This is a genomic window from Sorangium sp. So ce117 (assembly GCF_051524395.1).
GTDB classification, from domain to species: Bacteria; Myxococcota_A; Polyangia; order Polyangiales; family Polyangiaceae; genus Sorangium; species Sorangium cellulosum_B.
This window is the reverse complement of sequence record NZ_CP150309.1, coordinates 10,304,613-10,324,936: the sequence shown is the minus strand read 5'-3', so window position 1 is coordinate 10,324,936 and position 20,324 is coordinate 10,304,613. Positions and strand designations below refer to the sequence as shown.

Here is a 20,324-nt window from a genome sequence, read left to right as displayed (position 1 = left end):
AACATCGAAGCTCACTGAGAGAACGGCCTCAGCGGCTAGGTACGGGCTCCTACACGCTGGAAAATACAGCGAAATTCCCTTGCCTACGCTGCGAGGGCGGACCCACCGAGCCGCGGAACGCTGGTGAACTCGAGGTGTGCCCAAGGAGAACAGGTCGCCGATGTTGTTGCGTCCCCGAAAGCGTACCCAGCCATGCCGTTCGGCTCGGTCGCAGCGAAACGTCTCGCTCGACAGGACATGGACAGCGCCTTCCGCTCTACATAGCGCACCCAGGTCGAGCTCTCAAACAGGAGAAGCGGGAACGCACGCTAAAAAAGGCACTGTTTTTGCTTCGGGAGCTGAGCTGCTACCGGGGACTGGTGCAGGAGCATCATTCTGCAAGAGCAGACCTGCCTCAGGTGAGAAGAGTTCGACCGGAATCAAAAGAAAGCACCAGCGGTTGCCAGTTTCAACAGGGGCTCCTTCGGTCAGCTCCTCCCCTCTGTTTGGCACGAAATCGTCTCGCCCGCCGTCAAAAGGTGGCGAGACATTTCAATCTCGCAAGGTCAGCCGTTTAGAAGTGAACGCCGACACAAAGACCAAGATGAGCACGTCGACCGCCCGCCGTCCAGAAACTGCGCGGAGAAACGCCAAGTCCTCTGCTGTAGGTGCCTCTGCGCGGCTCGCGGCATCCAAGAGCTCGCAGGGGGCCGAGACCGCATCGGCTCCCCGGCGGGGGGCATCGCAGACCACCGAGGTGGAGGTCTCCGAGGTCGAAGATTTCGGGGACAACCAGTCGCCGCGCTCGCACTTTCAAGGAGCTACCACCGTGGAGGGAGCCGCCATGAGGTCGACAAAGAGCAACGCCACTGTAGTGAAGGGCGACCCGCTCGCTCAGGGTGGGACGGCCACGCCGGAAATCGCAGCGCTCGGCCTTCTGGAAGATGACCAGACGGAGGAGACGGCTGTGCGACCCCGCCCGGCCGAGATCCTCGATGAGGAGCGGGCGGCTGACTTCATCGATCTGGACCTCGGGCCGCTCGATCGGCTGCCTCAGCCCGAGCGCGCGAGGAACCAGGATCGGGAGCTGAAGGATGTCGAGGACGGGGGCGGTGACTCGATGCTCGCCCGCTATTTCCGCGACATGGCGCTCCACCCCGTCATGGGGCCGGACGAGGAGCTCGACACCGCGCGGGCGGTCGAGCGCACGGAGGTGGAGCACTGGGTGGCTCTCCTCTCCTACCTGCCTGCGGCCGAGTACATCCTCACCGCGCTCGAGGAGGATGTCGCCAAGGCGGGTGAGGATGAGGTGAAGGCTCCGCAGATCGCGGAGCTGCAGAAGCTCGTTCGCCTGGCGAAGAAGCAGAAGGGAAAGCTGCTCGCCGAGCAAGAGAAGCCGTGGACCCAGCTCTCCGAGGAGCTCGCGGCGGCTGTCCGCCTGCCTGACTCGGATCGCCTCTGGATGGCGCGTGCCTTCACCATCGCGCGCGATCTCGTGCGCGAGCCCGACTTCGAGGACGACGTGAGCGATCCCGAGGAGACCCGCCCCACGCGGCCGAGGCTCCCGATGTCTGGCTCCTACCGGCGTTACCTCGATCGGGTCGAGCGATCCTTCCAGGCGCAGCACGACGCGAAGAACCGCTTCGTGAAGGCCAACCTGCGGCTCGTCGTGTCGATCGCGCGGCGCTACAACCGCGGGCGCCTGCCGCTCATCGATCTGATCCAGGAAGGCAACATCGGCCTGATGAAGGCGGTGGAGCGCTTCGACCACAGCCGTGGCTACCGCTTCTCGACGTATGCATCGTGGTGGATCAGGCATGCGATCAGCCGCGCCTTGGCCGACAAGGGCCGCGCGGTCCGCATCCCGGTCCACATGCTCGATACGTACAACCGCGTGGCGCGGGCGACGCAGGCGATCATCGCGCGCACGGGGCATGAGCCGACCATCGAGGAGCTCGAGAAGGAGACGGGGGTTCCGCGCGAGAAGCTCGACAAGGTGAAGGACTTTTACGCGGAGACGCCCTTCTCGCTCGATCGTCCGGTCGGTGACGAGGATGGACGCAAGTTCATCGACTTCCTCCAGGAGGAGAACGCGCTGTCGCCGTTCGATCACCTGGCCAACAGGAAGTGGAGCGACGAGGTCCGGCGTCTCCTGACCACGCTCACGCCGATCGAGTCGCGGATCATCCGCTGGCGCTTCGGCCTCGACGACGAGGACGAGCTCACGCTCAAGGAGATCGGCGACAAGTACAACCTGTCGCGCGAGCGCATCCGTCAGCTCCAGGAGCAGGCGCTCGGGAAGATCCGCAAGCAGATGCGCGACTACTGAGCGACGAGCTCAGCACGAGTCGGTGAAGCGGCCGCGCGGCGTCATGCTGCGCGGCCGCTTTGCTTGAGCCGCCCGAGCACGCAGCTGCGTGGGGGCGCGCAGAGGTGAGCGGGGCCGGAGCGCAGCGCAGCGGGCCGACACGAGACAACCCGCGCTCTCACGGCGTGCGTGCGTCCTTCCAGAGCTCGTCGGCGAGTGACTCGACGAAGTGGTCGATGGCCCTTCGTGCGGGGTCGATCTTCCCTGGGACGTCGGAGGCGAGCACGGCGAAGGCGATCGGGGAACCACCAGGGGGCGCGAGGATGTAGCCAGACAGGGCCACCACCGAGGCGAGCGTTCCCGTTTTGGCACGGATGGCGCGCTCCTTCGACCACCCGCGGAAGCGGCTGCGCAAGGTGCCGTCGACACCGCCGATCGCGAGCTGCGCGGTGAAGTCTGCGCCGAGCGCCGGATCGAGAAGCGCGGCGCGCAGCAGCCGGACGATGGCCTCCGGCGATGCGCGAGCGGCGTCGAACAAGCCCGAGCCGTTCCTCAAGACGACGTCTTGTCCGAACGCATCGAGCTCCCTGAGGGTCTCGCCGACCACCTCCGCGGCACCCTCGGCTGTGCCGGGGCGCCCGCGCTTCTCTGCGGCGAGCGTCTTGAAGATCGTCTCCGCGTAGAAGTTATCGCTGTCCTTCCCGAGGGCGGAGAGGAGCTCGCCGAGCGGCGCCGAGCGGTGAGCCACGAGGAGCCGCTTCTGGCGCTCACCGCCGAGCCGCACCTCGCCGGAGACGTCGACGCCCACCTCCAGCAGCATCTCCTTGAGCGCATACGCTACGACCAGGCGGGGATCGTCGACGCGCCTCGCCAGGCTCACCGCGCGGCCGCCCTCTGGGATGTGCCCGCTGAGGTGCGCGACGAGGCGCTGGCCGTTCGGTTCGAGCCGGACCCCGAGCTTCTCTGGTGTGCCGCGCCTCGCGGTGGTCACCGTGCCCTGGAGCACCGTGAAGCCCGGGGGCTCGATCGCGACGGAGGCAGCCTGCCCTGCCTTCGACGGGCGCACCGTGAAGAGCAAGGCGTTCGCGTTCAGCGATGCTGCCGCGATCGGGGCGCGAAAGGCCGCCCACTCCTCCGGCTGCTGTTCGAAGGCCGGCGGCACGTAGCGCGTGTCGAAGTAGCCCTGGTCGATCGCGATCGCGGCGACCTTCCGGACGCCGGACGCCCTCAGGGCGCGCGCCATCTCCCAAAGATCGCGCGTCCTGAGGGAGGGATCGCCCGAACCCCGGAGCACGAGCTCGGCGATGGCTCCGTTCGACGCGTCCCCGTAGAGGCCGGTCAGGTAGCGGTAGCTCGGTCCGAGCAGGCGAAGCGCGGCGGCTGCCGTGAAGAGCTTCGCGTTGGATGCAGGGTTGTACAGGCCGCGCTGATCGAAGGCCGCGAGCGTCGCACCGTTGGCGACGTCGAGGGCGAGCACGCCGACCCGTCCCCCCAGGCGGCGCACGTCGGTAACGAGCGTATCGACCTGCGCTCGAGCGCGCTCAGGGTCGATTTTTCGAGGTCCGTGCGACGCCAGGGGCGCTGGGGGCGCGCTCGGCGAGACGGAGGCTCCCTGGGTCGGCCTCGCTGTGGGGGTCGAGCGGTCAGCGGGAGCGGCGCCGCTGTCGAGCGGCTGGGAGCCGCCGGGGCGGGCGAAAAGGGACGAGAGCACGAGCGCGACCGCGGAGACTGTACGGCGGGGATGTCGAGGCATGAGATCTCTCCGCCTCTACAACGCCTCCACCGCGGACGCCTCCTCCGGTCGACCGGTCGTCGCAGCCCGGCGTCGCTCATCGGTGCGCGCGTGTGCGCTCGGGGTTGTCCTCGGAAAGGAGAGCTTGCTAGGGTGCGCGCAGACGCTCCTTCACGCTCTGTTCGAAGGGAGGACACCGTGTCCCAGCAGCATTCGACCCGCGCGCTCTTGCCGCTCATCATCCTCGCGGCTGCAGCATGCTCCGGCGCCAAGCCCAAGCAGGCAGGGGAAGACTACAACTTCGATCAGGCACCGTCTGATGTTGCCGCACCCGCCGAGACGGGGAGCTCGGGCGCCGAGACGGGGAGCTCGGGCGCCGAGGCGGGGAGCTCCGGCTCCGAGGCGGGCGCGTCGGCGGACAGCGGGGGCGGGCTCAACCCCGATCAGAAGAAGCAGATGGAGATCGCGCTGCGACGCGGAGGGGACAAGGCGGCGAACTGCGCCGAGGTGGTGTCCAACGCGCCGACGGGCGAGGGAGAGGTCAAGGTCGTCTTCGACGGCCAGAAGGGACGCGTGACCGACGTGTTGGTCGGGCCGCCCTTCGCAGGGACGCCCGCCGAATCCTGCGTGAAGCGCGCCTTCGTCGGAGAGATCGTGCTGCCGTTCGATGGCGATCCGCTCGAGGTCCCGTACACCGTCAAGCTGCCGTCCAAGAAGTCGGGCGCGGGAGCTTCCGGAACGAAGACGCCATGAAGCTCGCCTCAATCGCAGTCGTCGCCGCGCTGGGGTTGGTCGCCGCCTCCGCCGGCGCAGAGGAGCCGGCGGCGCCTCCGCGGTACCCGCCGTCCTCGGCACGCGTGAAGGTCATCGTCGGCGGGGTGGCCGTGACGGCGCTCGCCTACGGTGCGGCGTTCCTCGCCGCATCGTCATGGCCAGAGGTCCCTGGGGCGAGCGAGCTGAAGATCCCGATCGCCGGTCCATGGCTCGCGCTCGCCAAGAACGGCTGCGCCGCGGACGATCCGGACTGCGGAGCGACGCTGTACGTTCGCGGGGCTCTCACCGCCATCGGTGGGCTCGCGCAGCTCGCCGGTCTGGGTCTCGTCGGCGAAGGGATCTTCATGACCACGGAGGCGCGCTCGGCGCAGCCTTCGACCCCTGCGGCGCTGACGGTGCGGCCGGCCCCGGTGATCACCGCGACCGGCATGGGCATCGGCGTCGTCGGCACGTTCTGAGCTACCGAGAACCGCGCGGTGATGCGCCGGCGCCCGCTCACCGGCGGCGCCATGGCAACAGCGCGGGGCCGCAGACGGGCTTGCCGCTCATCCGTCCGATGCGCTCGATCATCAGCTCGACGCTGGCGCCGTACGGTACGCGCTGATCCGCGCTCCCACCGAAGACGCGGCCTGCTCCGATCACGTCGCCCGCGCGCAACTCGACGTGGTTGCTGATGTACGCGACGGACTCCGCCAGCGAGAAGGTCCACTCGCCAACGCGCGAACAGGAACGCGTCTCGGCGTCGACGCGGACCTGGGTCCGCAGCGCCTCGACCGAGCCGAGCTCGTCGGGCGTGACGAGCACCGGGCCGAGCTGCGTTGCAAAGTCCTTCGCCTCCGACGGCGGGAGCCCGCGCACCAGCGACCGCGCCTCCAGGCTGCGCGCGGTCCAGTCGTTCAGCACCGTGTAGCCAGCGATCGCGCGCTCCACCTCCTCCGGGGTGGCGCGCCGCAGATCCTCGCCGAGGACCACCGCGAGGTTCAGCTCGTAGTCGGGCCTGTCCTCGAGCGGGGGGAAGGGGATCTCGGCAGCGTGTCCGAGCAGCGCGCGGCTGTTGCCGAATCGATACCAGGGGCGCTCGGCGCCGTGCGCGTAGGGGCCGAGCTGGATGTACGCCGCGCGATCGGTGGCGCACGGAGGCAGCCACAAGATCGTGGCTGGGTGCAGATGCGTCGACGCGGGACGATCTCCGCTGAGCAGCCGATCATCCAGCGCGTGAAGGCCGGCGCAACGGAGCGCCACCACGCGCGTGTGAAAGTCCGACACGCCGCGGATGTCCGCGAGCTTCGTCCCGAAGTGGCGATCTAGCTCCGCGACGTCGTAGAGAGCTCCGTCCCGTTCGAGCGCTACGATCGGGGTGGACGTCGCGAGCTGGAGCACGTGCGCGATTCTCATGGCGTGACCAGGCCCGCCGGGCGCCGGCGGAGCGTACCATCCCGGTCCGCCGACGCTCTCAGGCCGGCGGAGCCCCCAGCGCCTACGCCTGCGGCCGGCGGTCGGCGCCCGATCCCGAGGGGCTCGACCCTTCTTGGGACATCGGATTGTCCTTTGCATTGACGCGCTGGGAGAGCGGCCTAGAATGCCGGCGGATTCAGAGCGGCATCACGTCGCGCAGGCTTGCCGTGGGTCCCTGCCGGTTGCAGATGGGCTCGTACGGCAGGTTAGGTTCTGTTGCCGGCGCGGGGTTCCCCGTCGCGGGGTTTCCTCCGGCTTCGGTCCTGCTGACGGGGCCGTGCGGCTTGTAAGCCGGGCAAGGTATTTGCCGTGGACAGCCGACCCTTGGCGGCGCTCATCTTGGAGCGCCGCTCGAGGGACTGGTTACAGGCGCGCACACGGCGCAGCGGAGCGATGGGTCATGAGCAAGCGGACCAAGTTCGTCTTCGTCACAGGCGGAGTCGTATCGTCGATCGGCAAGGGACTCGCTGCGGCCTCGATCGGGGCGCTGATGGAGTCCCGTGGGTTGAAGGTCACCCACCTCAAGCTGGACCCGTACATCAATGTCGATCCCGGCACGATGTCCCCCTACCAGCACGGCGAGGTCTTCGTCACAGACGATGGAGCGGAGACCGATCTCGATCTCGGGCACTACGAGCGCTTCACGCTCGCCCGGATGAGCCGCCAGAACAACTTCACCACCGGCCGCGTCTACGAGGCGGTCATCTCGAAGGAGCGCCGCGGCGAGTACCTCGGGGCGACGGTGCAGGTGATCCCGCACGTCACGGACGAGATCAAGCTGCGCATCCGTTCTGCTGCGGACGGGGCTGACGTCGCGATTGTCGAGGTCGGCGGCACCGTGGGTGACATCGAGTCGCTTCCGTTCATCGAGGCGATCCGCCAGCTCAAGGTGGAGTCGGGCGCGCAGAACGCGATCTCGGTGCACGTCACGCTGGTGCCGTTCATCGCGACGGCGGGCGAGCTGAAGACGAAGCCCACCCAGCACTCGGTGAAGGAGATGCGCGAGATCGGCATTCAGCCGGACATCCTCCTCTGTCGCTGCGATCGGCCGCTTCCGCGCAGCATGAAGGAGAAGATCTCCCTCTTCTCGAACGTCGCCGTCGACTGCGTGATCGCGGCCGTCGACGTCGACTGCATCTACGAGCTCCCCCTCGTGCTCCACGCCGAGGGGATCGACGAGAAGATCACGGAGCTGCTCAACATCTGGGCGAGGCAGCCGGACCTGTCGCCGTGGCAGCGCATCGTCGAGCGATTCAAGAAGCCGTCCCGCGGCATCGTGAAGATCGGCGTCGTCGGCAAGTACGTGCACCTGCGCGACTCCTACAAGTCGCTGCACGAGGCGCTCGTCCACGGCGGGCTCCACAACGACGTGCGGGTCGAGCTCGAGTACATCGACTCCGAGCAGATCGAGGCGCGCGGCGCGCCCGAGCTGCTGTCGAACCTGGACGCCATCCTCGTGCCCGGCGGCTTCGGCGATCGCGGGACCGAGGGGAAGATCGAAGCCATCCGCTACGCGCGCGAGGAGAAGATCCCGTTCTTCGGGATCTGTCTCGGCATGCAGCTCGCGGTCGTCGAGTACGCGCGCCACGTCTGCGGCATGACGGGAGCCAACTCCGTGGAGTTCGATCGCAACGCGGCCGACCCGGTGATCGATCTGATGCCCGACCAGAAGGGGGTCGTCGAGAAGGGCGGGACGATGCGCCTCGGCGCGTACCCGTGCGTCCTGGACAAGGGGTCGATCGCCGCGGAGGCGTACGGGCAGACGAGCATCAGCGAGCGGCACCGGCATCGGTACGAGGTGTCGAACAAGTACCGCGAGGCGATGGTGCAGAAGGGGCTCGTGCTCTCCGGGACGTCGCCCGACCAGCGCCTCGTCGAGATGATCGAGCTGCGCGAGCACCCGTACTTCGTGGGCTGTCAGTTCCATCCCGAGTTCAAGAGCCGCCCCCATAGCGCGCACCCGCTCTTCGCGCGCTTCGTGCGCGCCGGTCTGGAGCGCCAACGCGAGCGCAACAAGGCCGAGAAGCCGAAGCCCGGCGATTCTGCCGCCGCGCACACCCAGCAAGCTGCCTCGTCCGTCAACTAGAGCGGGGTGCACAGGTTCGTGCGTCGCGAGCTCTTGCGGACGAAGGCGGCCCTGCTGCCTCCGCCCGCAGATCATCGATGACGAACGCTGCGCGCGATCAGACGTCGCCGAGGCTCGGCCGTCCCAGCGGCGGGGCGTCAAGGGGCTCGGCGTTCGTGGCCTGAGGGGCGAGGAGCGGCGAACGCTCGCCGACCTCCTTGATCAGGTTCCGCTGCAGCACGTGCGCCGGCGCGGTCCTGAGCTCCCAGATCAGGCCGAGCTTCTCCATCGCGCGCAGGACGTAGAAGCTGACGTCGATCTCCCACCAGAAGAAGCCCTGGTTCGCGCTGCTCATGTAGTGGTGGTGGTTGTTGTGCCAGCCCTCGCCGAGGGTGATCAGCGCGAGCCAGAAGTTGTTGCGGCTCGTGTCGGTCGTTGCGTAGCGCCGCGAGCCAAACACGTGCGCGAGGGAGTTGATCGTGAACGTGCCGTGCATGAGCGCGCACGTCGACACGACATAGCCCCACAGGAACGCGTCGTAGCCGCCCACCGCGAAGAGCAGCGCCATCATGCCGAGCGGCCCGACCACGTGGTAGCGGTCCAGCCAGCGGAGCTCAGGGAAACCCGCGAAGTCAGGGATGCGCTTCAGGTCCAGCTCCTCGTGCTCGCGGCCGAGCCACCAACCCATGTGCGCGTACCAGAACCCCCTGCGGAGCGGGCTGTGGACGTCGCGCTCGGTGTCCGAGTACTTGTGGTGGACGCGGTGCGTCCCCCCCCACCACAGCGGGCCCTTCTGGGTCGCCGTGGTGCCGAGCAGCGCGAGCAGGAATTGCAGGCCGCGGCTCGTCTTGTAGCTACGGTGCGAGAAGTACCGGTGGTAGACCGCCGTGATCGCGAACATCCGGACGACGTACGTGGCCGCGGCGAGCGCCGCGAGCTTCCACGTGGCACCTCGGAGGATGGCGATCACGGTGCCCACGTGGATCGCAGTGATCCCCAGCACGTTGAAGATCTGGCCGAGGCTGGGTCCAGGTTTCGGTACGACGACCCGTGTAGGGCTCGATGCAGGCGCTTGCGTCATGGGTTCCAAAGTGGATGCAGCATCGAGCACGCCCGTCACTGGGGCTCACGACGCTGGTCATGATTCCGTCATGCGATGCAGCAGCCGGCTCGCCGACGGATCGGCGCAGGGCGTCGACGAGCGCGCGATCTCAGGGGCGCAGGGAGAGGACGTCGATGGCTGGCCCGGCGGAGACCCGGATCTCGCTCGCTCGGAGGGGATCGCCGTCGAGGATGTAGGGGCCGTCGCCGATCGAGGTCGCGCGGGCCTCGGCGCCGAACCGGACCGTGAAATCTTGGACGAGGTCGTCGAAGTGGTCCTTGCCGCCGATCCGGCGGCCCGCGAGGACGAGCGGAGCGCGCGGCCCGAGCTCTCGAGGGGGCAGGGCGCTGGCGACGAGGTGAGGGCGATCGAGATCCTCCCCTGCTCGGTAGGTGACCAGCATGTGGATCCCGAGGTCACGCACTGCAGACGAGCAGATGAGCGACCAGGCGCGTGGGGCGAGCTGCCGCCCCCCCACCTCGATCGTGCAGGGCAGCGGGTCGAGGACGCGGCGCGCGTAGGCGCCGCCGTAGAAGGACTCGATGAACACCCGCGCCATGATGCGCGCAGCGGCGCCGTAGCCGTCGCCTCCGCGCTCGTAGTAGACATCGAAGAAGCTGGCCACGAGCCCGGTGCCGAAGATGAAGCCGATGCGCTCCTCGACGCCGCTGCGGGTCGTCGCGCGGACGCGCAAGGTGGGCCGGCGGACGGCGCTCGGGATGGCCGCGCCGCTCGGGAGGCCGCGAACCTCGCTGACCGTCCGCGCGAGGAGCGCAGCCGGATCGCCGGTCATGCCCCAGTTCCGCGCGACGGTCGCCACGGTGCCGCCTGGCAGCAGGACGAGAGACGGCAGCGAGCGATCGCCGAAGGCGCGCGCGAGGGCCGTGACGCCGGCCATGAAGCTGCCGTCGCCGCCCGAGAGCGCGACGAGATCCGTGCCTCGCCGGGCGAGCCGCTCGCAGACCTCCGCGAGCTCCGTGACGTTCGAGGTCGGGTGGAGCTCCGCCGCGCCAGCGCACGCGGCCGCCATGCGGTCGATGAGCGACGGCCTCGCCCGGTACCGGCGCGCCGTGGTGTTGACGATGACGTCGATACGCATGGTGCCGGAACGTGACCGCCCTATAAAACGGATTCCCCGGGTGGTCGAGCCGAAGGGGCTTCGAACGCGAACTTCGGCGCGGTAAGAGGCGCGTCATGCGCCGCGTGCTCTCCCGGTCGATCCTCGCCGGCCTCCTCTCGTTCGCCGCCGTCACCGGCTGCGCGAGCTCGGCCTCCCTACGCGCAGCCGAGGCGGGCAGGTTCGACGAGCTGCGCCGCACGTTGAGCGACGAGCTCCGCCGCGGCACGCTGGACGCCGAGGAAGCGCGAGCGATCGCCCGCGCGGTCGCGCAGGGGGAGATCGCGCGCGCGACGCCGCCCTCGGGGGCCGATCGGCTGCGCGAGCTTCGGACGTGTGCGCGCGCGCTGGAGGACGCGCTCGCCGAGCGCGCCGCGGGCTCGGACGCGATCGCGACCGCCGCGGCGATGATCCTCCTCGAGGCGGGGCTCACCGACCCGGAGAGCGTGAAGCGGTACGCGAGCGACGCGGCGGCGGGGCGATATCCCGGCAAGGACACGGCGCTCCGCGCGCTGGAGACGCGGGCGCTCGTCACAGCCGAGGACGGGGCGGTGCGCCGCTCGCGGATGCTCGACGGAGATCAGGAGGTCCGCGTCTCGGCGCTTCGCGCCGCCGCCGCGGCAGCGGACCCGAGCGATCGGGAAGCGCTGCTCGAGGCGGCGCGGCTCGATCCTTACCCGCTCGCGCGGACGCTGGCGATCCGCGCCGCCGGGGCGCTCGGCGGTCAGGACATCGTGCTGGCGCTGCGCGATGTCTGGACCCTCTCGGATGAACCCGGGCGCGAGGCGATCGCCGAAGCGTGGGCGACGCCGCGCGCGCTGGACGGCGGCGGACGCGCCCAGCTGCGCTGGGCGATCTCCACCCAGCGCGGCGCGCCCGCGATCGCCGCCGCGCGCGCGCTGGTCCGCGCGGGAGGCGAGGGCGCCGGCGAAGCGATCTCCGTCCTCATCGGCTCCATCCGCTCCAGCCAGAGCCGGGATCGCGTCTACGCCATCCTCTCGGCGCCGCTCCACGACCCGGCGGTGCGATCTGCGCTCATCGAGGCGCAGGGCGATCCGGATGAGGCCGTGGTCTTCGCCGTCCATCGCCGCCACGTCGACGCCGCGCCGCGGGACGTCGCGCCGCGCGAGCGCTCCGCGGCCGTCGCTTGGCTGATGAAGCTCGCCGCGGGGACGTCGACGCGCGCGGTGCTCGCGCGGGGAGTCCTCGCACGTGCAGGGATCCGCGCGGTCGTGCCGCTGCTGGAGCGCGACGTCCGATCCCGCGAGATCCCGGTGCGCGAGGCGGCGGGGGCGGGCCTGGTCGCGCTCGGCGAGATCCCGCGCGCCGCATCGCTCCTCGCCGACGCAGAGCCCCAGGTCAGGACCTCGGTGGCCTGCGCCATCCTCGAGGCGTTCTGAGCGTTGCCGAAACGGCGCCCGAGGCGGTCCGGTCGCTCAGAACCTGGAGACGAGCTCGAGCCGTGCGCCCTCGAACGGTGGGAAGGACCGGCACACGCCCGAAATGCAACGCAGGCCCGCGCGCCGCTGCCCGACGAAGAGCTGCACGGTGTCGATGACCTGGTCGAGCACTGTCTCCCTCGACCCGGCTTTCCACTGAAGTCCCCCGTTGAAGTAATGGCAGAGCTCGTTGCCCTTGCCGGGCGCACACCCAAGCTGTGAGGTGTACTCGTAGCCGAACATCGCCGCGAGATGGGGCGACCACTGGAGCGCGAGGTAATTGTCCCCTTCGACCCAGGACGATTCGAAATTCTCTGGCCTGTAACGGCGGCGGCTGTTGCCCTGTACCTGGAGGGAGAACGCGCCGGCGAGGTGCTTCACGATGTCGTACCGGACGTAGCCTTCGCTGTAGAAGACGTCGCCGGTGTCGGCCGCATCGGATTGCCGAGCTCCAACCCAGGCGCGCACGTGCGAGCGGCGGCGATCGAAGTCGATCTCGGTGCCTGCCGCGGTATCCCAGGTATCGGTCCGAAGGATATCCGCCGTGTCGCAGTCGATGTTGTCCCGCCGTTCCGAGAAGCTCACATAGCGCCCGAGCCAGGCGTAAATGGCCGCGCTCCGGTTGAAGCGGTAGTCCACGCGGGCGCGACCGCCGGTCACGCAGACATTGGGGCTCCCGATCGGCTCGACGTAGATGGGCTCCGCAGTCGGAGGCTGGTTGTACGCCACGCTTGCGAACTCCGGCGCATTGAACCCCGGGTTCGACAGCGGGGAGATGTCGATGTTGGCCGAGAGCGGGAAGAATCGCCGGTAGTGCTTCCCTTCGAGGGCGACGGCGAGCGGACCTCCGCGCCCGTTCGCCGCCAGATAGACGGCGTAGCCGGATACGTCCTTTGCCGGTTCGCCATACCGGTCGGGGCGACCGCTGCGGAGCTGCTGACCGGCCACCTCGACATAGACGTCCCCGCGCTCCGCGATGGACGGAATGCTCACCGAGCCGCTGAAGGTGCGGATCGTGTTGCGCTGCCGCTCGGGGGGGGTGCTGACGAACTCCGGGAACTCACTGGCGCACAGGCGTTCCTGCTCCCTGCGCACATCGACGTCCTCAATGAGCTGGGCCGCGGCCATGCATGGGTTGAACTCCTCGGTATATGACCTGCGCAGCAGCAGCGCGCCGTTCCCTGCGAGCTCGACGCCCTTCACGCTTGCCTCCAGGCGTCCGCCGAGCACGGTGTCCTCCAGGTAGTTCGCCCGGGCCCCCTCGATCGCATCGTAAGGCCGGTTGCTTTGGTTGAAGTCGATTATGGCCAGGTCGCTCGCGCCAGGGAAGGCGAAGAAGAGCGGCGACCCGTCCCCGTGGAGCCGCCTGCCGCTCGCGTCATCGACGCGCAGAGGGTTCATTTGCCCGGCGAAGGCGGTGGCCTCCAGCCTGAACAGCTGGAAATCCTTGTCGAGCACGAGCCTGCCGCCCCTCACGGTCGTGTCGATGGCGAGCTCGTCCATCTTCCGCACGCTGAAGACGAGGCCGCGTCCGAGCTGCGCGTAGAAGTCGCCGACCGTGGCCTCGATGCCCGGCTGTGTGTAGGTGAGCCAGAGCTTCGCCGGGTAAACCGTCGTCAAATACCGGGAGTGGAGCTCCCGCGCGGCGTCGTCCAGCTTGAACGAGACCTCTTTGTTCAGGACCTTCCGCTGCAGATCGATGTCGGTCGCCGAGGGCCTGGGCACGTAGAAAGAGCCGTTGAGCCGCATACCGAGCTGCAGGCGCCACCAGTTGAGCTGGGCGTCGAGCCGATCGACGAACTCTCCGTAGTTGTCGTCGAGATAGCGCGAAGGATAGCGGCTATCGTCGTTGCGATTGTCGAAGTGGTAGCTGACGGCCGCGGTGTTCACGACGTCGAGCGAGAGCGGTTCGCCGCCGACGTTCGGGAGATCGACCGCCGCCGCCGGCGAGGCCGCGAGGAGGAGCGTCGCTGTCAGGCAGGAACGGACGAGGCGGAGCGGGCTGCGCACCGCCCGATCTCTACCATGGACCTCGGCGCCGTGGAGCGAGCGAGCCGCCGATCGCGCCGAGAAGGCGCGCCGGACGGCCGCCCCGGCGCTACAGGCCAAGCGCCTTCTCGACCTGCTCGGTGAGCGCCGCCTCGTCGCCGGGCTGGTACCCGCCGCGCTTCTGAAGAATCGAGCCGTCTCGGCCGATGAGCACGGAGAACGGAAGCTCGCGCTTCGGATTGTACTTGGCGGCCACGGTCGTCTCCTCGTCGAGCAGCACAGGGAAGATCATCTCCCTGTCGTGGACCGTGCTGCTCACCTGCGCCCGCGACTCCGGTCCGTCGAGCGACACGGCGAGCACGACGAACCCCTTGTCCCTGTGCTTCTTGTAGAGCTCGACGAGGTGGGGCATCTCCGCCAGGCACGGATCGCAGGTGGTCGACCAGAAGTCGATGAGCACCACGCTCTTGCCGGCATAGTCCGAGAGCCTGACCGTCTTGCCGTCGAGGGCGGGGAGCGAGAAATCCGGGGCCGGGCTCGCCGATGAGCCGCCGGAGGCCGCTCCGCACGAGGCGGCGGCGAGGCCGAGGACAATGAAGGCCAGCGAGAGCGCGCAGCGGGTTTTTCGGTTCATTGGATTTCCGTCGCGAAGGGGCCGGCCTGAGCGGCCGACCGGCATGAGGGCTCAACGTCGCAGGCGCCCTCTGCGGCGCCCTGGCAGATTCTCCCTACACGCGCGCGCCGACCGGTGGCTCGACGACGCGCCCACGGCGAAGCTCGTTCAGAGCTCGCCGTTCATGATCTTCTCAAAGGTTCGCCAGAAATTGCTGTTTTCCTCGGGCACGCCAGCGACGATCTCCATGATCGTCATGTCCTGCGTCCTGACGATCATGTTCGCCGGGAACGCGTCGGCCTGGAAAAGCGCGCCGAGCTTGTACGAAGGGTCGATCGCCGACGGGTACTGCACGTCGTATCGGGTCGTCCAGCGGTACAGGTCGTTCGGGACCGCCGCCTCGCCCGGGGTCCTTCCGTCTGCGAGCTGAACAAGGAACTCGCCGCCCTGGGGTTGATACTTCTTGTAGAGCTCGGGCAGGACGGACTCTGCCTCGATTTTGCAGGGGCCGCACCATACGGACGAGACGTCGATCAGCAACACCTTCGGCTTCGGCTCTCCCGCGCCGTAAAGCGAGCCTTCCGGAAAGACCTCCGTCCCGGTCGGGTTGTAGAAATCGGCGAGCTGAATCGGCTGCATCGTGTCGTTGTGTTCGGCGGCGTTGGCGTACCCGACGAACTGATAGTTCGCGATCACCCGGTTGAGGCTCACCCCATACGGCCCAGCCGGATATCGAGCGTTCGCAGCTTGACCCGTCCCCTCGGGAAAAGGAGGAGCAGGAATCGGATCCTCTTCTGCGCAGCCGGCGAGCCCTAGAGCCGCCACGACGAAAAGGCCCATCCCACCGAGAACCGCGTCGATTCGCATGATGCCACCGCCTGAAGTATGGTGTAGGAGTGCTCATTCTTCTGGGCGGCACGGGGGGCGTCAAGGGCAACCTTGGCGTCGCCGCTTCGCTCGGGAGCGCGTTTCCGCAATCTCCGGCCAGGCCCGCCGTGCCTGCCCCGATCCGCGGGTGTTTCCCGCGCTGAGGTCCTATGCAGCAGGTTGTCGCTTCTCACAGCGCCCGTCGGCCCCGTCTCCGTAGTATCCACGCCTTCCTGATGCTGTGCTGCCTGGCGAGCGGGGCGGCCATCGCGAGCGGCGCATGCTCGCGGCCCACGCCACAGGACAGATGCTTCGGGGGGGTCATCGTCGACGGCAACTGCGAGGGCAAATGCGAGCCAGAGCTCTGCCTGGAGGGCAACACCTGCGTCGGCAACCGCTGCGTGCTCAGGTGCAGCAGCCACCGCGAATGTATTCCAGGCATCCAGGACTGTGCGCCGGCCGAGGAGGACGACACGAGGGCCGAGATCCTGGTCTGCACGCAGAAGGAGAAGATGGTGGGCTTCGGTGCGCCCTGTCCATTCGGCACCGAGTGCGGCCAGTTCGGGCTCTGCCCCGACGAGACGCCGTGCAACCCGATCCAATGCAACGGGAACCCAGGCGAGTGCGAGCGCGACACGGAGCGGTGCGGCGACGACCCCGCCTGCTCCGCCGGCAAGTGCAGCGACGGCAGCGCCTGCGTCGTCCCGGCCTGCTCTCCCGACCAGTGCACCCCGCTGGAGTGTCTTGGCAAGGGACAGGGCGACGCCGAGGCCTACTGCACGATGCCGCACTGCATGGGCGATGCGGACTGCCCCGGCGGCTTCGAGTGCGCCGTGTCCCGCGATCCTCACGCGATCTGCGGCACGGACAAGGGGGATGACGGCTTCTGCGGTGAGACCGACGAGGAGTGCATCGACCCGTCCACGTTCGGGGACGGCAACACCTATGTCGAGGGCCCGGTGTGCCTGCTGCGCAGCACCTGCGTCAAGCGCACCCAGTGCGCGCCGTGCAGCACCGATTTCGACTGCTCGTTCGCCGCAGAGCAGCGCTGCGTCGCGATCGACGGCGAGCGCCGGTGCGCCAGGTCCTGCAGCGCGGATTCCGACTGCGACCTGGACTACCGGTGCGACGAGGGCGAGGGCGCGTGCATCCCGCGGTTCGGCGCCTGCACCGGCAAGGGCAACTTCTGCGAGCCGTGCCGCAACGACATCGACTGCGGCGACGCGGACTCCACGATGGAGTGCACCACCACGCTGCGCGGCGAGCGGGCGTGCCTGGACGCGGCGCTCCCCATCCGGTGCACCGCGGAGAACGCGGCTGAGGTCTGCCCGAAGTCGCCCAGCGGGCTCGTCGGCGGGTGCGTGTGCGTCGAGCAGAACTCGAGCGGGGACTGCGTGGACTCGCGGTGCTACCTGCCGTCGCGCCGGCTCGATCCCGGCGACCCCGATTCCAGCGTCGCCACCTGCTGGTAACGGCGCCGGCCGGGCGCACGAACGGCCTGTGTCGCGCGCGCCCGCGGCGACGCCGCGCTCGCCGGTTGACGGGAATCCCGAGCAGTCCTAACTCCTTCGCCCCATGCCCATCACGAAGGACGCCGCGCTCGCCGCGCTGGCAAAGGTCATCGCGCCGGACCTCCAGCGCCCCATCACCGACCTCGGTCGCGTCCGGGAGCTCTCGGTCGAGGGCGAGGCCGTCTCGCTCACCGTCGAGCTGACCAGCTACTTCAAGCAGCGGCTCGCGGCGGACATCGAGGCGGCTCTGAAGGGCGCCGGCGCGAAGGGCGTCCGGATCGCGTGGGACGTCGGCATCCCCACGCGCACCATCCTTCAGGACGACCCGTCCCCGGGCGTGCGGAACATCGTCCTCGTGATGAGCGGCAAGGGCGGCGTCGGCAAGAGCACGGTCGCCGCGAACCTCACCCTGGCGCTCAGCCGCGAGGGGGCCAAGGTCGGCCTCCTCGACGCGGACATGTACGGGCCGAGCGTCCCGACCATGCTCGGCGTGATGGGTCGCCCGACGTCGGCCGATGGGCAGAAGTTCCTGCCGCTCGAGCGCTTCGGCGTGAAGCTCATGTCGATCGGCTTCCTGCTGGAAGATCCGAGATCGGCGGTCGTCTGGCGCGGGCCGATGCTCCAGAACGCCCTGATCCAGTTCATGCGCGACGTGGAATGGGGTGAGCTCGACTACCTCGTGCTGGATCTTCCGCCCGGTACCGGCGACATCGCGCTGACGATTTCCCAGAAGATGAGGACCACGGGCGCGATCGTCGTGACCACGCCGCAGGAGGTGGCCCTCCAGGACGTGTACAAATCGGTCTCGATGGCCCAGAAAGTCGGGATCGCCCTGCTCGGCGTGGTCGAGAACGAGAGCTACTTCGTGTGCGACGGGTGCAGCAAGCGGCACGAGCTCTTCGGGGCCGGCGGCGGGCAGAAGATCGCCGAGTTCGCCGAGGCGCCGCTGCTCGGCCAGATCCCGATGGATCCGGCCATCCGGGAGTGGGGCGACGCCGGCACGCCGGTCGTACAGGCTGCCCCGAGCAGCCCGATCGCGCGCGCTTTCGTGGATGTGGCGGAGCGGCTGGCCGGCCAGGTCAGCGCCCACAACCTCGCGAGCGGGGGCGGCCTCCGCATCGATCGGAGCGGGGGGACCAACAAGCACCTGCCCATCATGCGGTAGGCTCTCGCGTAAACGTCCCGGGTACGTTATGGTTCCGGCCCCTTCCCCACATTGAACCCAGGGGGCCGCTGGAGAGAACGCGAGCACGTTTCGCCCCCATCGGCATGCGCTGTCGCGCGAGGCGCGGATGAATACCCACGAAAATACCACTACGCCGGCGGACGCGCCGGGAGCTCCGGCCGACCAGGGCGGCCCGCTCGAGTCGTCGAACGCTGCGCCCGAGCAAGCAGCCCAAGCCCATGAAGCGGGGTCCACCCCCCCGACCGAAGCGAGCCACGACCCCGGCGAAGAAGCGTCGCCGCAGGCGAGCTCGACCCAGTCCGAGGCGACACCAGCCGCGGCGGCGACCGCCGCCCCGGCGAGCGCTGCCGACGACGATTGGGAAGAGCAGCCGGGCGACAACATCGGCAACCGCGTTCCAGGCCTGCCGCGGGATGATATCGGCAACCGCAAGCCGGGGTTCTCGCCTGGCAAGCGGACCCCTCCGGCGGCCGCGAAGCCGGCGCCGGCCGCGAAGCCCGCGCCGGCCGCGAAGCCCGCGCCGGCCGGAGAGGCCGGTGCGGCCGCGCAGACCGAGGGTGGCGCTGGAAAAAAGCGCCGTCGCCGCCGTCGCCGCAAGGGCGCGGAGGAGGCCGGCCAGCCCGAGGGCGAGGCAGCTGAGGCGGCCGAGGCCAGCGGCGCGGAGGCGGCCGACGCCGCAGAAGAAGACGAGGGCGAGGAGGAGCAGGCGGCCGACGAGGCAGGCGGGCAGCCGCAGCCTGGTGGCGAGAAGCGCAAGCGGCGCAAGGGGCAAGGCGCGCCGCCGCCGCGCGAGCGCCCGGCCTTCAGCATCGGCGAGGAAGTGTTCGGCAAGGTCAGCAAGATCACCGACCATGCCATCTGGATCGACATCGCCGGGAAGGCGACGGGGCTGTTCGACCGTCGCGAGATCCACGAGGAGGAGCCGCCCGTCGAGGGTGATCAGTTCATCGCGACGGTGGCGAGCACCGGCGTGCGCGGAGGCATGCTCCTCCTGTCGAGGGCGCCGGTGCAGCTCGATCAGGCGCGCGCGCGCGCCGAGGCTGCGCTCCAGAGCGGCGAGTCGATCGAGGGGTTCGTGACCGGGGCGGTGAAGGGCGGGCTCGAGGTCGACCTCGGCGGCCTCCGCGCCTTCGCGCCGGCGTCGCACGTCGATCTGCGCCACGGCGCCGACCTCAACTACCTCGTGGGCCAGCGGCTCGACTTCGGCGTGACCCAGTTCGCGAAGAAGGGGCGCGACATCGTCGTGTCCCGCCGCAAGATGCTCGAAGAGGAGAGCCGGAAGGCGCGCACCGAGGCGCTCACGTCGATCGAGCCCGGCTCGCTGCACAAGGGCATCGTGCGCAAGGTCGTCGCGTGGGGCGTGTTCGTTGCGCTCCCCGACGCCGGCGGCGTCGAGGGGCTGGTCCACATGAGCGAGGCGAGCCACGACCGCGGCGCCAAGCTGGCCGACCTGTTCAAGCCGGGCGCGGAGATCGACGTGAAGGTCCTCCGCGTCGACGACAAGGGCAAGCTCTGGCTCAGCCGCAAGGCCGCCACGGTCGACCCGTGGGACGCGGTGAAGGAGAAGTACGCGGTCGGCACGCGCCACAAGGGCAAGGTCGCTCGCCTGCAGCCGTTCGGCGCGTTCATCGAGCTCGAGCCGGGCATCGATGGGCTCATCCACACGGCCGACCTCTCGATGAAGCCGATCCAGCACCCGGACGAGGTCGTGAAGGTCGGTGACGACGTCGACGTTGTCGTCGCGACCTGCGACGCCGCGGGCCGGCGCATCGGGCTCCACCCCGCTCCGCCCGAGGGCGAGGAGAGCGAGCCGCGCCAGCGCGTTCAGCAGGGCAAGGCGGTGAAGGTGTCCGTCACGCAGGTGACCGAAGGGGGGCTCGTCGTCCGGGTGCTCGGCACCACGGGGCGAGCGGCTCGCGGCTTCATCCCGGCCGGCCACACCGGTACCCAGCGTGGCACCGACCTCCGGAAGGAGTTCCCCATCGGGACCCAGCTCGACGCGAAGGTCATCGAGGTGGATCCGCGCCGGGGCGAGGCCAAGCTGTCGATCCGCGCCCTCAAGGAAGACGCCGAGAAGCAGGCGTACCAGCAGTACCGCGCGGGGGTCGCGCGCGAGGCCAAGTTCGGCACGTTCGCCGACCTGATGAAGAAGAGCTGATCCCGGGGAGGCGCGCGCCGCCCGTGCGG

15 protein-coding genes are annotated in these 20,324 nt (G+C 69.2%); 8 read left to right on the top strand and 7 right to left on the bottom strand.

The window, feature by feature from the left end:
- The first annotated feature begins 946 nt into the window (after nt 1-946).
- A complete protein-coding gene (locus WMF46_RS38655; protein ID WP_437904472.1) occupies nt 947-2,308 on the top strand; it encodes a sigma-70 family RNA polymerase sigma factor in 1,362 nt (453 codons plus the stop codon).
- A gap of 157 nt (nt 2,309-2,465) precedes the next feature.
- Here WMF46_RS38655 and dacB read toward each other — a convergent pair whose 3' ends face one another.
- On the bottom strand, nt 2,466-4,040 hold the full coding sequence (dacB, locus tag WMF46_RS38650) for a D-alanyl-D-alanine carboxypeptidase/D-alanyl-D-alanine endopeptidase (RefSeq protein WP_437981808.1): 1,575 nt from the start codon (nt 4,038-4,040) through the stop codon (nt 2,466-2,468).
- A 177-nt stretch (nt 4,041-4,217) separates the two neighbouring features.
- Between dacB and WMF46_RS38645 the strand changes: the two genes are divergently transcribed.
- Both WMF46_RS38645 and WMF46_RS38640 read left to right on the top strand, forming a co-directional pair.
- On the top strand, nt 4,218-4,772 hold the full coding sequence (locus WMF46_RS38645) for a hypothetical protein (protein ID WP_437981807.1): 555 nt from the start codon (nt 4,218-4,220) through the stop codon (nt 4,770-4,772).
- Nucleotides 4,769-5,251: a hypothetical protein gene (locus tag WMF46_RS38640; RefSeq protein ID WP_437981806.1), complete on the top strand. Its 483-nt coding sequence runs from the start codon at nt 4,769-4,771 to the stop codon at nt 5,249-5,251. Before WMF46_RS38645 ends, WMF46_RS38640 begins: the two co-directional genes overlap by 4 nt.
- A 37-nt stretch (nt 5,252-5,288) precedes the next feature.
- Here WMF46_RS38640 and WMF46_RS38635 read toward each other — a convergent pair whose 3' ends face one another.
- Nucleotides 5,289-6,188, bottom strand: a complete 900-nt coding sequence (locus tag WMF46_RS38635; protein ID WP_437981805.1) for a fumarylacetoacetate hydrolase family protein — start codon at nt 6,186-6,188, stop codon at nt 5,289-5,291.
- A 460-nt stretch (nt 6,189-6,648) separates the two neighbouring features.
- Here WMF46_RS38635 and WMF46_RS38630 point away from each other — a divergent pair, with 460 nt between their 5' ends.
- The gene (locus tag WMF46_RS38630) at nt 6,649-8,334 is read left to right on the top strand and encodes a CTP synthase (RefSeq protein WP_437545102.1); all 1,686 of its coding nucleotides are present in this window, start codon (nt 6,649-6,651) and stop codon (nt 8,332-8,334) included.
- 97 nt (nt 8,335-8,431) lie between these two features.
- On the opposite strand, the gene WMF46_RS38625 is transcribed toward WMF46_RS38630, so the two are convergent.
- A complete protein-coding gene (locus WMF46_RS38625) occupies nt 8,432-9,316 on the bottom strand; it encodes an acyl-CoA desaturase (RefSeq protein ID WP_437981804.1) in 885 nt (294 codons plus the stop codon).
- Between the two features lie 208 nt (nt 9,317-9,524).
- A complete protein-coding gene (locus tag WMF46_RS38620) occupies nt 9,525-10,514 on the bottom strand; it encodes a diacylglycerol kinase family protein (protein WP_437981803.1) in 990 nt (329 codons plus the stop codon).
- 95 nt (nt 10,515-10,609) lie between these two features.
- On the opposite strand from WMF46_RS38620, the gene WMF46_RS38615 reads away from it, so the two are divergent.
- Nucleotides 10,610-11,932: a hypothetical protein gene (locus tag WMF46_RS38615; protein ID WP_437981802.1), complete on the top strand. Its 1,323-nt coding sequence runs from the start codon at nt 10,610-10,612 to the stop codon at nt 11,930-11,932.
- A gap of 36 nt (nt 11,933-11,968) precedes the next feature.
- On the opposite strand, the gene WMF46_RS38610 is transcribed toward WMF46_RS38615, so the two are convergent.
- The 3 genes from WMF46_RS38610 to WMF46_RS38600 all read right to left on the bottom strand — a co-directional run bounded on the left by WMF46_RS38610 (nt 11,969) and on the right by WMF46_RS38600 (nt 15,440).
- Nucleotides 11,969-13,981, bottom strand: coding sequence for a hypothetical protein (locus WMF46_RS38610; RefSeq protein ID WP_437981801.1), 2,013 nt, complete (start codon nt 13,979-13,981; stop codon nt 11,969-11,971).
- A gap of 88 nt (nt 13,982-14,069) precedes the next feature.
- Entirely contained in the window at nt 14,070-14,594 is a 525-nt protein-coding gene (locus WMF46_RS38605; RefSeq protein WP_437981800.1) for a TlpA disulfide reductase family protein, read from the bottom strand.
- A gap of 147 nt (nt 14,595-14,741) precedes the next feature.
- A complete protein-coding gene (locus WMF46_RS38600) occupies nt 14,742-15,440 on the bottom strand; it encodes a TlpA disulfide reductase family protein (protein ID WP_437981799.1) in 699 nt (232 codons plus the stop codon).
- A 236-nt stretch (nt 15,441-15,676) separates the two neighbouring features.
- Here WMF46_RS38600 and WMF46_RS38595 point away from each other — a divergent pair, with 236 nt between their 5' ends.
- The 3 genes from WMF46_RS38595 to WMF46_RS38585 all read left to right on the top strand — a co-directional run bounded on the left by WMF46_RS38595 (nt 15,677) and on the right by WMF46_RS38585 (nt 20,295).
- On the top strand, nt 15,677-16,912 hold the full coding sequence (locus WMF46_RS38595; RefSeq protein ID WP_437981798.1) for a hypothetical protein: 1,236 nt from the start codon (nt 15,677-15,679) through the stop codon (nt 16,910-16,912).
- A gap of 103 nt (nt 16,913-17,015) precedes the next feature.
- Nucleotides 17,016-18,116, top strand: coding sequence for a P-loop NTPase (locus tag WMF46_RS38590; RefSeq protein ID WP_437981797.1), 1,101 nt, complete (start codon nt 17,016-17,018; stop codon nt 18,114-18,116).
- 127 nt (nt 18,117-18,243) lie between these two features.
- Nucleotides 18,244-20,295 (top strand): S1 RNA-binding domain-containing protein, encoded by a 2,052-nt coding sequence (locus WMF46_RS38585; RefSeq protein ID WP_437981796.1) that lies wholly within the window; start codon nt 18,244-18,246, stop codon nt 20,293-20,295.
- Nucleotides 20,296-20,324: the final 29 nt, after the last annotated feature.